The 14,271-nt window shown below is 73.9% G+C and carries 8 protein-coding genes; 4 read left to right on the forward strand and 4 right to left on the reverse strand.

Going from position 1 to position 14,271, the window contains the following annotated elements; all coding sequences use genetic code 11:
• Nucleotides 1-102 precede the first annotated feature (102 nt).
• Complete coding sequence (locus VT50_RS06140; RefSeq protein ID WP_046088565.1) at nt 103-2,352, forward strand: bifunctional glycosyltransferase/CDP-glycerol:glycerophosphate glycerophosphotransferase; 2,250 nt, start codon at nt 103-105, stop codon at nt 2,350-2,352.
• 62 nt (nt 2,353-2,414) lie between these two features.
• Nucleotides 2,415-4,424, forward strand: a complete 2,010-nt coding sequence (locus VT50_RS06145; RefSeq protein WP_046088566.1) for a glycosyltransferase family 2 protein — start codon at nt 2,415-2,417, stop codon at nt 4,422-4,424.
• 26 nt (nt 4,425-4,450) lie between these two features.
• Here the strand turns inward: VT50_RS06145 and VT50_RS06150 are convergent, their stop codons facing one another.
• Both VT50_RS06150 and VT50_RS40245 read right to left on the reverse strand, forming a co-directional pair.
• Nucleotides 4,451-6,463, reverse strand: a complete 2,013-nt coding sequence (locus VT50_RS06150) for a glycosyltransferase (RefSeq protein ID WP_046088567.1) — start codon at nt 6,461-6,463, stop codon at nt 4,451-4,453.
• Between the two features lie 208 nt (nt 6,464-6,671).
• Nucleotides 6,672-8,900: a hypothetical protein gene (locus VT50_RS40245; protein WP_053048701.1), complete on the reverse strand. Its 2,229-nt coding sequence runs from the start codon at nt 8,898-8,900 to the stop codon at nt 6,672-6,674.
• 158 nt (nt 8,901-9,058) lie between these two features.
• Between VT50_RS40245 and VT50_RS40250 the strand changes: the two genes are divergently transcribed.
• The gene (locus tag VT50_RS40250) at nt 9,059-10,795 is read left to right on the forward strand and encodes a glycosyltransferase family 39 protein (RefSeq protein WP_078840870.1); all 1,737 of its coding nucleotides are present in this window, start codon (nt 9,059-9,061) and stop codon (nt 10,793-10,795) included.
• 42 nt (nt 10,796-10,837) lie between these two features.
• Entirely contained in the window at nt 10,838-11,191 is a 354-nt protein-coding gene (locus VT50_RS06165) for a VOC family protein (RefSeq protein WP_046088568.1), read from the forward strand.
• A 103-nt stretch (nt 11,192-11,294) separates the two neighbouring features.
• Here the strand turns inward: VT50_RS06165 and VT50_RS06170 are convergent, their stop codons facing one another.
• Nucleotides 11,295-12,416, reverse strand: coding sequence for an FkbM family methyltransferase (locus VT50_RS06170; RefSeq protein ID WP_046088569.1), 1,122 nt, complete (start codon nt 12,414-12,416; stop codon nt 11,295-11,297).
• Nucleotides 12,389-14,251, reverse strand: a complete 1,863-nt coding sequence (locus VT50_RS06175) for a stealth family protein (RefSeq protein WP_206269353.1) — start codon at nt 14,249-14,251, stop codon at nt 12,389-12,391. Before VT50_RS06175 ends, VT50_RS06170 begins: the two co-directional genes overlap by 28 nt.
• Between the last annotated feature and the right edge of the window lie 20 nt (nt 14,252-14,271).

The following is a 14,271-nucleotide window of genomic DNA, read 5'->3' on the forward strand; positions in this document are numbered from 1 at the left end:
CCCCTCCAACGACTGAGCGGGCATACCGGGACGAACCCACCTAGCGTGGTGGTTCAGTGAGTGCTTCGCGCCTCGAACCGCCACCGCGTCCCGAGGAGCCTTATGCCCCGCTTCACCATCGTCATCGCCGCCTATCGCGTCCAGGGCTATCTGGGCGCCTGCCTGGACTCCGTGCTGACGCAGTCGTATCCCGACCTCGAGGTGGTGGCCGTGGACGACCGTTCACCGGACCACTGCGGCGCGATCATCGACGCGTACGCGGCGCGCGACGGTCGGGTCGTGCCCGTGCACCAGCCGGTCAACTCCGGCCCCGGCCGGGCCCGTAACACCGGGGCCGAGCGGGCGGGCGGGGACTATCTGCTCTTCCTGGACGGCGATGACACCCTCGCCCCGGGCACCCTCCAGGGCCTCGCCGACCGGCTCGCCCTCACTCACGACCCGGAGATCCTGTACTTCAACCACGTCCGCACCTACTGGTCGGAGCGCCGGGCCCCCAGCCTCTTCGGGGAACTGCTCGCCTCGGCGGGCACCGATGTCTTCTCCGTCGTCGAACGCCCGGAATTCCTGCGGCTGTTCGCGATGTCGTCCAATCGCGTCTACCACCGGGATTTCTACCGCCGCCACGGCTTCGCGTTCAGCGAGGGCATCTACGAGGACGCCCTGCTCTCGTACAAGACCATGCTCACCGCGCGGCGAATAGCCTGTGTGGATCTGGTGGGTCTGGAATACCGGCAGCGGCGGGTCGGGGCCAGCACGGGAAGCCCCGGCGAGAAGCACTTCGTCATCTTCCGGCAGTACGCCCGGCTCTTCGACTTCCTCGACGACCGGCCGCATCTGGATCCGCTGCGCCCGCTGCTCTTCGAGCGGGCCGTATCGCACTTCCTGTTCTGCCTGGACCGGACGTCCCGGGTGGCGGCTGCGGACCGGCCGCGCTTCTTCGCCCGGGCCGCCGAGTGGTACCGCGTCCACCTCCCGGCCGGGTTCACCCCGCCGGTCGCGGGGCGGTGGCGCTTCGAGGCGCTGGCGTCCGGCTCCTTCCTCCGCTACCGCGAGCACGAACTGGCCGTACGGGCGGCCGCCGGGGCCCGCAAGCTGCGCCGGACCGTCCGGCCCCCGCTGGCGGCACGCGCCAAGCAGGGCCTGTACCGGCTGCACCGGCAGCGGCCGGTCGATCCCCAGCTGGCCGTCTACTCCGCGTACTGGGGCCGTGGGGTGCTCTGCAATCCGGGGGCGATCTATGAGAAGGCGCGGGAGCTGGCGCCGGAGGTCCACGGGGTGTGGGCGGTCAAGAAGTCGGAGGTCGAGAACCTTCCGGAAGGCGTTGACTACGTCGTCACCGGCACCCGCGACTTCTACCGCACGATGGCCCGCGCGAAATACCTCATCAACAACGTCAACTTCCCCAATGAGGTGGTGAAGCGGCCGGGCACGGTGCATCTGCAGACCTTCCACGGCACCCCGCTCAAATGCATGGGCCTGGACCAGCAGCGCTATCCCGCCGCCGCGGGCGGAATGAGCTTCGGCAATCTGCTCAAGCGCATCGACCGCTGGGACTTCGCCCTCTCCGCCAATCCGCACTCCAGCCAGGTCTGGGAGCGGGTCTACCCCGCCGCGTACCGGCTGCTGGAATACGGATATCCGCGCAATGACGTCTTCTTCACCGCGACCGAGGACGATATCCGGCGGATCCGCGGGGAGTTGGGAATCCCGGCCGGGAACACCGCACTCCTCTACGCGCCCACCCTCCGCGACTACCAGAAGGGGTTCCTGCCCCGGCTGGACCTGGAACGGCTCAGCCGCGAACTCGGCCCTAAGACCACGCTGTTGGTGCGGGCCCACTACTCCTACCGGCCGGGTGACGAGCTGGCCAGGCTCCGGCAGGCCGGGCCGGTGATCGACGTCTCGCACCACCGGTCGGTCGAGGAGCTGTGCCTGGCGGCCGACGCGCTGATCACCGACTACTCGTCGATGATGTTCGACTACGCCCTGCTGGACCGGCCCATCGTGATCTACGCCGACGACTGGGACATCTACCGCTCCTCCCGCGGCGTCTACTTCGATCTGCTCTCCGGGTCCCCCGGCGAGACCCCGGGCGCCGTGGCGCGCGGCGAGCGGGAGCTGATCGAGGTCTTCCGGGAGGGCCGCTGGTGCGACGCGGACGCGACCGCGCTGCGGACCGCGTTCCGGGCCCGCTTCTGCCGGTTCGACGACGGCCACGCGGCCGAGCGGGTGGTACGGGCGCTGATGCTGGGCCAGGACGTCGAGCTCCCGCTCGCGCCGGCGCCACAGACGCGGCCCCTGGCGGACAGCGCCCCCGCGGGCCCGCGCGGAGGCGTCCTCACCGCCGAGTGACCTACCGATCCGCCGAGTGACCCCGACCCGACCCGTCGAGAGCCCGGAGTCAGGAGGCCGTCATGCCCGCTCTGTCCCGACCCCGTGTCAGTGTGATCATCCCCGCCTACAACGCGCTGCCCGAGCTGACCCGCGCCGTCACCTCCGCGATGGACCAGACCCTGGGCCAGGACCGGGTCGAGATCATCGCGGTGGACGACGGTTCGACCGACGGCACCGGCGAGGAGCTGGAGCGGCTGGCCCGCACCTGCCCCGCGGTCCGCGTGATCCACCAGGAGAATTCCGGCTGTGCGGGCGTCCCCCGCAACACCGGCCTTGACCACGCCCGGGGCGACTTCGTCTTCTTCCTCGACTCCGACGACTATCTGGGCCCGGACGCGCTGCGTCGGATGGTCGCCATGGCTGACGCCCACGGCACCGACATCGTCCTCGGCAAGATCGCCTCGGTGGGCGGACGGATCGTGCCCCGGGCCGTCTTCCAGCGCAACCAGCCCCGTACGGACGTCTTCTCCTCCCACGCCTATCTGACCCTGGGCCCGTGGAAGCTGTTCCGCCGCTCCCTCATCGAGCGGCTGGGGCTGCGCTTCCCGCCCTACCGCAACTGCGAGGACAAGCCGTTCGCCGCGGCCGCCTATCTCAACGCCTCCGGGATCTCGGTGGTCGCCGACTACGACTGTTACTACGTCCGCTACCGCGAGAACCGCACCAACCTCACCCTCACCAGCCCCGATCTCGCCCACCGCATGGACGGCGCCCGGCTGTGCTTCGAGACCGTGGCCCGCTATCTGGAGCCGGGCCCGCGCCGGGACCAGATCATGCGCCGCCATGTGGAGCGGGAGCTGTGCGGTCTGCTGCGCGCCCTGCTGCCCGGCGAGAGCGAACGGGACGCGCGGGAGAGGTTCTTCCCGGAGTTCCGGCACTGGGCGAGCACCTGGGTGACCGACGCCCTCTTCCAGCGGCTCGACGTCCCCGACCGGTTGCTGGTCCATCTGCTGCGCGCCGACCGCTTCGACGATGTGCTGACCGTGGCCCGGAACGCCGCCCGGGACGAGCGGCGCGGCCATCTCGTCGACAAGGGCCGGGTCTACTGGCTGCACCCCTTCTTCCGCGACCACACTGCCGCCGTCCCCGACATCTGCTTCGACGTGACCGACCGGCTGCCGGTCCAGCACCACCTGGAGGCGGTGGGCTGGCACGGCGGGGTGCTGCGGCTGGCCGGGCACGCGTATGTCGAGGACGTCGACTCGCTCGACCCGGCCACCGAACTGGTGCTGCGCAAGGACCGGTCCGACCGTCCCGAGGTGCGGCTGCCCACCACGCCGGGCCCGTCCGCCCATCCGCTGCCGGGGGAGGGGCGGCGGTACGAGATGGCGGGCTTCACCGCCGAGATCGACCCGGCCACCGCGGACGGCGGCGCCCCGCTGGAACGGGGGCTGTGGGACGTCTACTTGGACGTCCGGGCGCAGGGCGTCAGCCGTACGGTGCGGTTCGGCAGCCGCCGCGAGGGCGGTGAGGTCACCCGTCCCACCCGGCGCCGCGTCACCAGCACCGGGGGCCCGGTGACGGTGGTGCCGTACGTCACCCCGCACGGCGACCTCTCGCTCGACGTCGGCGAGGTGGCCCACCCCCTCGACCCGCCCTGCCAGGTGCTGCGGACCATCTGGCGCACCCGCAGCACCCTGCTGGTCGGCGGACGGCTGACCGAGGAGGCGATGCGGGACGGCGGGGTGCTGCGGCTGCGCGCCGAGACGGAGACGGGCGCGGTACACGAGGTGCCGGTACGTGGTGAACAGGGCGGTTCCGCGACCGTCTTCACCGCCCGGCTGCCGATCGGCCGCCTGGGCGCGGGCTGTTGGACGCTGACGCTGATCATGGAAGGGCCCGGCGAGGACGCGCCGCGCCGCACCGCGATCGTGCCGTACTTCGACCCGCTGGCCGCCACCCGCTGGCTCCGCTTCGGCTGCCGTCCGTACTACGCCAAGCCGGTTGCCCTGGGTCCGGCGCGGGCCCTGGGCCTGGAGGTCGCTCCGATCAGTCTCGGCACGGGGCTGCGGCGGCGGCTGGGCCGGTGAGCCGCGCCCAGCCGTGCCCGGCGGTCTCACCGGCCCGGCCGCAGCCGGTTGCGCACGGCGGCGAGCAGCCGGACCGGGGCCACCCGCAGCTCCAGGGTCACCTCGCCGCGCCCCGTGAGCGGCTTGGCGTAGTACGGGCGGCCGCGGCGCACCCAGCGGGCGCCGGGCAGCCGGGCGGGCGGCGGCACGGGCGCGGCGGGCGCGGCGCTTCCCGGGCCCTGGCCGTCGCCGGGGGTGACGACGGCCAGCGTCACCGTCCACCGGCCGCGGGCCAGGTCCCGCACCGGCAGCCGGGCGGTGAAGGCGCCCGCCGGATGCCCGGCGGCGAACCGCACCGGATGGTCGTGGACCCGTCCGTCGGTGTGCTCGGCGCGCAGCCGCAGCACCCGCCCGCGCGCCGGGGTGCCGGGCGGCAGCAGCCGTCCGGCGACGACCAGGGTGCCCTTGTCCGAGGGGTGCCACACGGCCTCCGTCACCTCGCAGGGCGCACCGCGCGGGGCCGGGCCGATGTCGAGGGAGAGATTGCGGTACGGGCTGGTGAAGTACGGCGTGACCCGGGCGCGCAGCCCGGGCCCGGCGGCCACCACCCGGCGCGCGGTGCCGATGTCCAGCAGGTCGTCATGGCGGTTGCCGAACCGCACGGTGCGGCTGATGCCCTGGGCGCGCACGTCGAGGAAAACGTCCCAGACCCCGGGGCGCAGCGGGGTGCCGCCGTCGGCGGTGGCGATGTCCACGTCCGCCGCGAACCGCGCGGGGTCGTCCTCGGCCGTGGCCTCCACCGGGATCCGCACCTCGTCCCGCGCCTCGCGGCGGCGCAGCACCAGCTCGGCGCGGTCCTCCCCGGGGTCGGCCGCCAGCCCGTCGATGGCCGCCCGTCCGCGCACCCGCAGGGTGCTGTGGCCGTGCCACCCGGCGCCCTCGAGGTGGTGCCGCACCGGCAGCCGGTCGGTCACGTCGAAGCAGGCGTCGGGGACCTCGGCGTCGGGGTCGCGGAAGAAGGGGTGCAGCCAGTAGACGCTGCCCTTCTCGACCAGATGGCCGCACCGGGCGTCCCGCTTGGCGTTCCGCACGACGGACAGCAGATCGTCGGAGCGGCCGGTGCGCAGCAGATGGACCATCAGCCGCTCGGGCGCGGTGAGGGTGGGGAAGAGCGCGTCGGAGCAGTGGGCCAGCGCCCAGCGGCGCAGCTCGGGCAGGAACCGCTCGCGGACCTCGGTCCCGTCCTCGCGCGGCAGCGCGCGCAGGGCCGGGCACAGCTCGCGCCGGATGTGGTGGCGCATCACCGCGTCGCGGCGGGCGCCGGTCCGGGTGTGCCGGGCGGCGGTCTCGAACAGCGGCCGCATGGCCTCGACGCGCTCGGCGAGGCCGGGGGAGGGGCGGCCCGGATCCGGGCCCAGGTGGTAGCAGTCGTAATCGGCGACCACCGAGATCCCGGAGGCGTTGAGATAGGCGGCCGCGGTGAACGGCTTGCCCTCGCCGTGGCGGAGATGGGCGGGGAAGCGCAGCCGGAGCCGTTCGATCAGGGAGCGGCGGAAGAGCTTGCACGGCTCGAGACTGGCGTAGGCGTGGGAGCTGTGGACGTCGGTGCGCAGCTGGTTGTGGCGGAAGACCGCCTTGGGGACGCCGCGCCCGTCCGGGGAGACCATCTTGCCCAGGACCACGTCCGTGCCGTTCTGGTCGGCCATCGCGACCATGCGGCGCAGCGCGTCCGGCGCGAGCCGGGCGTCGGCGTCCAGGAAGAAGACGAAGTCGCCGGTGGCGCGGGCCAGTCCGGTGTTGCGGAGGCCACCGGCGCCGCCGCGGCAGGGGCGGGGGTCCCGGACCACACGGAGCGAGGGGCAGTCGGCGGCGAGCCGGTCCAGCTCCTCCGCGGTGCCGTCGGCCGATCCGTCGTCGACGGCGATGATGTCGAGGCGGCTGAGCCCGAGGGTCTGCTCCATGGCGGAGGTGACGGCCCGGGTGATTCCGGGCATGGCGTCACGGGCGGGGACGATCACGCTGACACGGGGAGGCGGGCCGGTGCGGTGATTGCGCGGCATGCTGGCTCCGGAAGGTGTGCGGGGGGCTCAGGAGGCGTGAGTGGGGGCTCCTGGGGACGGGGCCGGGGGTGGAAGCTCATGGTGGTGGCCTGGGGTGAGGTCCGGGTGTGGGAAGCGCTGCTGCCGGGTGACGTGATGTGGGGTGTCGGGTGAGCGGGTGCCGTACGCGGGGGCGTGTGGCCGCGTGACGCGTATATGGGGTGTCGGGTTAGCGGGTGATGGACCAGCGTCCGGCGCCGGGCGGCGGGGCCGTGTGGAGGTCGCGCAGCCGGACGACCGCCTCTCCCTTCTCGGCGAGCGCGTCGACGGCGTCGGTGAAGCGCTGGATGGACGGTGGTGTGGCGGGGCCGAGGAGAAACTCCCTCACCTCGCGGCGGGCGGTGCGCAGCTCGTCGAGGGAGGGGTCGAAGAGCGGGCGCAGGAGGTTGTGCATTCCTGTTGCCCCGGGACCGAGCGGATAGGCCGCCCTGGCCATGACGTTCTGCCGCCGGAACTCCTCCTCGCCGACCCCCGCCGGGGCGGTGAGGGCGTACGGCTTGAGGGTGGCGAGGAAGTCGGCGACCACGTCGGAGGGGTCGCCGATCAGCAGATCGGCCTGGTCGAAGCAGGAGTGGAGGGTGGGGGCGTCCCCCTCGATCACCTGGTGGAGCCAGGGCGGTGAGGCCGCCCAGTGGGCCTGGTGCCACTCCCGGTGCAGCCCCTCGGCCTCGGTGAGGAGGGCCGGGTCGGGCGCGGCGCGGTCTCTGGTGAGCATGGCCTCGTCGGCGTCCGCCCGGCGCAGGCGGGCGTCGAGCGCGGCGATGCGTTTGGTCAACTCGGCGCGGTGGCGGGCGGCTTCGGCGCGGAGGGCTTCGGTGTGCGGGGTGTCGCTGGGCGAGGGGCCGGTACGCGGGGACTGGACGTCGCCGGGCTCGCCGCCGGGGCCGTCCGGGGTTACGGCGTTCCCGCCGAGGGCGTCCCCGCCAGGGGCGTTACCGCCAGAGGCTTCGGTGGCGAGGGCTTCGGCGGCGAGGGTGTCCGCGCTGACGGCGTCGGCCGCGAAGGAGCCCTCGCCGAGGGCGTTCGCCGCCAGGGCCTCCGCGGCGCGCCGCTCGTTCGCGGCCTGGATCAGGGCGACGATACGGCGATGGGCGGCGCGGTCCTCGGGGGAGCGGCGGGCGGTGGGCGGATGCGGCCGGTAGACCACCCGGACCGGGCGTTCGCTCTCCAGCAGCGCTCGTACGACCGGCTCACCCGCCGCGAGGTCACGGGTGGGCGCGTACAGCACGGTCGGCAGGGGCGCGGGCGTCGGGGCCTGGCCGGTGCCCGCGACGCGCAGGCCGTCGAGCTGGGGGCGGCCGATCTCCACGATGTCGGCGTCCTCGACGCCGACCGCGGCCTGGACATAGCGGCGGCGCCCCGCCGCACCCGCGACCCACACCTGGTCGTAGACCTTGCTGTACGGGTCGACGGCGGCGGTCTCGTCGCCGTCGCCGGGGGCCAGGAAGACGTGCTGCATGGTGGGGATCCGCAGGAGGTGGATGTTCCGGCCGGTGTTGGCGGGGTAGAGCGCGACCCGCACCCCGCTCAGGTCGAGCTGCGACAGATGGGCGGCGCTCGGCACGCACAGCACCGGCAGCGGGGTCGGCTCCAGGGCGTCGAGCAGCTCCCGTTCGCGCAGGATGACCAGGGACGGGGTGTGCAGCGCGGCCACCGGGCCCAGCCATCGGGTGACCTGGTCGGCGCGTTCGCGCGGGCCGGAGAAGTAGAGCACCGTGCGGGGGTGGTGGTGGGTCAGCCAGGCGTTCACCTCGGCCAGCACCTCGGCGGCGCCGGGCAGCCGCCGGGTGGCCCGGATGAGGTACGGAACCAGCGCCATCACCGTGACCAGGGAGGATCCGGCGGCGAGGGTGAGCGCCGCCACCACCCAGCGGGCGTCGCCGGTGGTCAGCGAGGCGGTGAGCCCGAGCAGGGCGGACAGTTCGTAGACCAGGATCCGCTGACCGGGCCATTCGGTGAGCCTGCGGGGCGGCCGGTCGCTGATGTTCAGTCGGCGCAGATCGATGTTGCGGGCCGCGACCGCGAGGGCGCGGCGGCGCCGGATGAGGGTGGTGAGCGCGGCGTGCAGGGCCTGTCCGGCGAGCAGACACAGCACCAGCGTCATGGCCGCGGCCAGCCCGATGGGCCCGGTCACATGGAGTCGGCCGAGCAGCAGGAGCAGCAGGACGCAGCGGAACTCGAAGCGTGACGTGGCGCCCATATGGAGCCGCCCCAGACGGGTCATCAGCCCCGGCGCGGTGCGGTGCAGCAGCAGTTCGCAGCCGCATCCGGCCAGCCCGGCGGCGGCGAAGACCTCTCCGGCCCCGGTGAGCGCCGCCACCGCCATGGCCACCAGACACCCGGTCAGCGCGGCGAAGGCCACGAGACCGCGGGGGCTTTCGATACCGAGGCGGTTCATGACGCGTGCCCTTCGCGGCGGATGAGTCGTTCTGACTGCACACTGTAGGCGAATAGTCGTATTTATGCCTTTTGCTGTTGTGGGTGAGAGTGAGGCTGAGCGTGCGGAAGCGCGGCGGAATCTCCGGGCCAGCGGCGATCGTGCTCCCGGCGGCCGTCATGCTCGGGCTGGGGCTGTGGGGCCTGGACCGGGGCACGATGTGGCGCGATGAGTCCGCGACGTACCAGATGGCCCGGCGCACCCTCCCTCAGATCCACGACGCGCTCGGCACGGTGGACGCCGTCCACGGGCTCTATTACGTCCTGATGCACCCGCTCCTGGCCCTGCGGCCCTCCGAGGTGACCATGCGTCTGCCCTCGGTACTCGCCGCCGTCGCCGCCACCGCCCTCGTCGCCGCCCTGGGCTGCCGCCTCGCCCGCCCCCGGGTGGGCCTGTGGGCTGGCCTGCTCTACGCGACCACCCCCGTGGTCACCCATTACGCCCAGGAGGGCCGCTCCTACGCCCTGGTCACGGCGGGCGCGGCGGGAGCGACGTACCTCCTGGTGACCGCGGCCGGGCTGGGACCGGGGACGAGCCGAGGGGGCAGGCGGGCGGGCCGACCCACGCGGGGCCCGGCCCTGGCACCGGGGCCTGCGGCAGGTCCCGTGCCGAGCGCGACCCCCGCGCCTGCGGCCGGTCGTGCGGCCCGTCCCGCGGCTGGCCCCGCCCCCGGTTCCGTGCCGGGGGTGGCGCCCGCGCCTGCGACTGGTCTCGCGCCGGGGCCCGCGCCAGGTGTTGCCCTCACCCCTGCGGCCGGTCCCGGGGCGGCGGTCCGCCCGGGTGAGCCCGCGGGCGAGGGGGTGTCGCCTGCGGCCGGGGCCGTGGGTACCGATGTCGCGCCGGGGTCGGGCGGGCCCGGCGCGAGGGGCCGGACGGTGGGGTGGCGCTGGGCCGCGTACGGGGGAGTGGTGGCCGCGACCGCGCTGCTGCACGTGTTCGCGGCGCTCATGCTCGCCGCGCACGCGGTGACGCTGTGCGCGTTGCGCGCCCCGCGCCGCGTGTGGTGGGGCTGGGGGAGCGCGGCGGCGGGGGCGCTGGGGGCGGTGGCGCCGCTGGCGCTGGTGGCCCGGCGGCAGAGCGCCCAGCTCGCCTGGATGCACCGACCGACGCCGGGTCGGCTGTGGGCGGTGGTCGAGAAGTTCGCGGGCCCCAGCGCGCTCGTCCTCGCGGTCAGCCTCCCGCTGATCGCGCTCGCCGTGATCCGTCCCCGCCAGCGGGCGCTGACCGCGGTCGCCCTGCCCCTGATCTGCGTCCCGACGGTCCTCCTCTTCGCCCTGGCCCTCCACCGCCCCTGCTTCCACGAGCGCTACCTCCTCTTCGCCCTGGCGGGCTTCCCCCTACTGGCCGCAGCGGGGGTCGACCGGCTGGCGGAGGCGGTGTCCGGCCGGAGCCGCGCCGCGGTCGCCGCGGCCGGGGCCCTCGCGGTCGGCTGCGCGTTCGTCTGGCAGCTCCCGCTGCACCGGTGGGAACGGGAGCCGTTGAGCCGTCAGGACGACCTGGCGGCGCTGTCCGCCGCGGTGGGGCGCCTGACCAGGCCGGGTGAGCCCGTGCTGTACGACCCACCCAAGGAACGGCGGATCGCGATCGCCTATCCGCGCCCCCTCGCCGGACTGCGGGACATCGCGCTGCGCACCCCGGGCCCCGCCTCCGGCACGCTCTACGGGGTCGACGTCGGCCCCGCCGAGCTGCTGCGACGGCTGGACGGGGCACGCTCGGCATGGCTGATCGCGGCCGACGAGCCGGAGACGCGCGCCACGAAGGCGGCCGTGCTGACGGGGCACTTCCGGCTGGCGTACTCGCTGTGCCTGCCCGGCATCCGCCTGGAGCGCTATGTGCGGGCGGGGCCCGCGCGCTGAAACCGATGGTCTTGCGAAGCCCGGCACCTCTAAGCTCTGCGGATGACCTTGGCATGGGAACAGGTAATCGTTCACTCGGAAGATCCGGTGGCCCTGGGGCAGTGGTGGGCCGGGGCTCTTGGCTGGGTGGTGGTCCACTCCTCCGATGACGAGTTCGAGATCCGCCCGGAGCCGGATCGCCTGCCGGGGTTGGACTTCGTCCGGCTTGAGGAGAGCAAGAAGGCCAAGAGCCGACTGCACCTCGACTTCAGGCCCGATGACCAGGACGCCGAGGTGGCCCGTCTGGTGGCTCACGGCGCGCGGCGCGTTGACATCGGCCAGGGTGAGCAGTCGTGGGTCGTCCTGGCGGACCCCGAGGGCAATGAGTTCTGCATCCTCGGCCAGCGGCGCCAGTAAGCCCCGGACCCCGGTGGGGGGCGGTGGTCGCGCTGGACGGGGTGAGGGGGCCGGAGCCCCCTCTTTCGGGAAGGGGCGGGGTGGGGAAACCCCGCCACCCACCTCACCCCCGCAGCGACCCGCTCCCCGTGGCCTGCGCCCCAGGCGCAGGCGCCCGCCGTGCCGGGACGACGGCGCGCCGCGCCAGAGCGGCGGCCCCCGCCAGCCGCAGCAGCCCCGTGAGGGGGCCGCGCGCCGCGCCGCGCGGGCCCGTGCGGGGAATCCGCGCCGCAGCGCGGGGAATCCGCGTCGCCCCCCGCGGTGAGCGGTACGGCGCGTTCCAGCCGTAGGGGAAGGACGCCTTGTCGGTCGTGAGGATGTTCGTCGTCTCGTCGCACGCCAGAATCGCGATCAGCCACCGCCGCACCGCCCGGTGGAAGGCGGGCGTCAGCGGCCGCGGCGCCAGCAGCCAGTCCCGGCACTGGCCGCTCACCGCGGACCGGTACGTGGTCTCGTCGTAGCGGTGCCACGGCGCCTCCGGGGTGATCGGGTGGAGGCCGTAGTCCATCGCGGTCAGCGGCGCCAGCGCGGTGCGCAGCGCGTTGTGGTCCGCGCCGGGGAGCAGTTCGCAGACGATCCACGGCCGGTGACGCCGGATCGTGTCGTACGACCCGCGCAACACCGCCGCCTCGAACGTCTCCACGTCGATCTTGATCAGATGCGGGGCGAGACCGCGCTCCCCGGTGAACGCGTCGACCGTCGTGACCGGCACCGTGACCGACTCGGTGTGCCTGCGGTGGGCCGGGTTGAGCGAGTTGGACGACTCCGACTTGTGGGAGAAGTACAGCTCGGCGGTGCCCGGTTCATCGGCCAGCGCGGTCTGCTGCACCTCGAAGCCGAGCCGGTTGCACTCCCGGATCCGGCGGCACAGCGCGACCGTCTCCGGGGTCGGCTCGAACGCGATGGTCCGCGGCCCGCGCCCGCCGTTCCCGTACACCGCGCTGATCAGCGCCGAGTACAGCCCGATGTGCGCGCCGATGTCGTACACCGCGCTGCCCTCGGGCGCCTGCTGGGCCAGGGCCAGCAGGGTGGCCTGGGTGGTCGGCTCGTAGCCCGCGAGCCCGGAGCGCCGCAACTGCCGCTGTACGGCGGTCTGTTTGCGGCTGAGCACATTGAGCGCCCGCGGATACGGCCCGCCCGCCTCGAGGACGTCCGGGTTCAGGGGAAGGGTGATGGCGAGGGGCATGGCTGCCGGGTCTCCTGTCGGGTGACGGCCCGCTCCAGCGGGCTGGGGAGGGGGAAATAGGCGTCGAGGAAGGGGCGGACCAACGCCAGCTGGTCCTCGAGGTCGTGCTCGGAGGAGACCGTGTCGTTGAGGCAGAACGCCTGGCAGTGGCGGGCCCGCAGCAGTCTGGCCAGCCGGGTGCGGATGGTGGGCTGGGCCAGGTCGAAGTAGTCGTAGCGCAGATGGCCGGGGACCGCGCGCCCGGTCAGGAACGCGTAGTAGTGGTGGAGCGAGGACGGTACGGAGATGTCCGACGGCGAGCGCACCCGGCTGGCCATGGTCGCGCGGACCGCGTCGGGGAACTCCTTCTCGATCTCGGCGAGCACGCTGGTGCGCAGGGCGTGCGGGGTGTGCTTCATCTTCTGGGTGATGGCCGGGCCGAACCGCTCCGCAAGCAGCGCCCGGTTGTTCTTGCCCGCCGCCGATACGGGCACGTCACCGGGGCCCACGGGGGGCAGCGGGATCAGCGCGCGGGAGGGGAAGAACTTGCAGACGCCGTTGGCCAGGAAGAAGTCCTGCGGGGTGACCGGCGAGCCGAGGAAGACATCGTCGTTGAAGTAGAGGAAGTGCTCGGCGAGCCCGTCGATGTGGTGCAGCCGGGTCTCGATGGCATGGGAGTTGAAGGTGGGCAGCGCATCGGGGTCGTCGAAGATGTCGTGGTGGTCCACGACGGTGATCCCCGGGTGCGATACGGCCAGCCAGTCGGGCACCTGGCGATCGGTCACCAGATAGATGTGGCGCACCCAGGGGGCGTACAGATACAGCGAGCGCAGCGAATAGCGCAGCTCGTCGCGGTTGGCGTAGCGGGCGGCGTTGGCGGCCTGGGCGTGGTAGCCCCGGCCCGCGAGGGCCGCCCGCCGCCGCTGCCACTGCGGATCCGAGCCGTCCACCCAGGTGTAGACGACGTCGATGGGGAAGCGGACCTCGTCCGGCAGCCGGGTCAGGAACTCCGGGCGGGTGCGCACCAGCGGCCCCGGCTGCCAGCCGACGGGCGGGGCGAGCCGGGTGAACAACTGGTCGGGGGCGCGCACCGGTTCGCCCACGAGCGGTACGGACGCGGTGGTGCGGTTGAAGCGGGGCGCGATCAGCACCCGCTCCTCGCCCTGCCCGCCGGGCTCCCAGAACTCGATGTCGCAGCCGTGCGCCGGGCCGAGGAGCAGCCGTCCGCCCGGCTCGCCCGACCCGCCCGGCCCGGTGTGGAAGCGGGTGAAGCGGACCACGGAGGCTCCGGCCAGCCGCCGCCAGGCCCCCCGCCTGCCGCCGAGCCGGGGCGGGGTCGCCGGGTGGCCGCGCCGCGGTGGCAGTGAGACGTACCCCGCCTCCTCGGCGCACAGCGTGGCCAGCGCCGTGACCACCACGTCCCGCTGGTCGGCCCGTACGCCGACGGCCGAGCCGACGTTGCTGTAGCAGCGGACCACGAAGTGGTCGATCCGGGCCCGGTCCAGCGCCTCGCACACCAGCCGCAGATTCTCGGCGCGCGCGAACAGCGGGGTGGGGGAGGGGGCCAGGGTCGCCACCAGGGCGCCGCCCCGCCGGTCGGCGATCACCGTCCGCCCCGATCCGGCCAGCAGCCCGGCCCGCCGCAGCCGCCGCCGCGCCCGGCGCAGCCGCAGCGAGCGGGAGGCGGCCGACAGCCCGCCCAGGCTCCGCATGGCCGCCCGGCGCAGCCCGGGGCCGGTCACGGCGACGACCGCGCGGCGCAGCCGCAGCGGGACCGCACGCCGGTATCCGCGCACCAGCGGTGGCGGATCGGCGAGCCAGGGACGGGGGGCGGCGGGCGGTGCGGTGAGGGGCATCGTGCGTCCTGGGTCGGGGC

The sequence above is a fragment of the Streptomyces antioxidans genome (genome assembly GCF_000968685.2).
Classification (GTDB): domain Bacteria; phylum Actinomycetota; class Actinomycetes; order Streptomycetales; family Streptomycetaceae; genus Streptomyces; species Streptomyces antioxidans.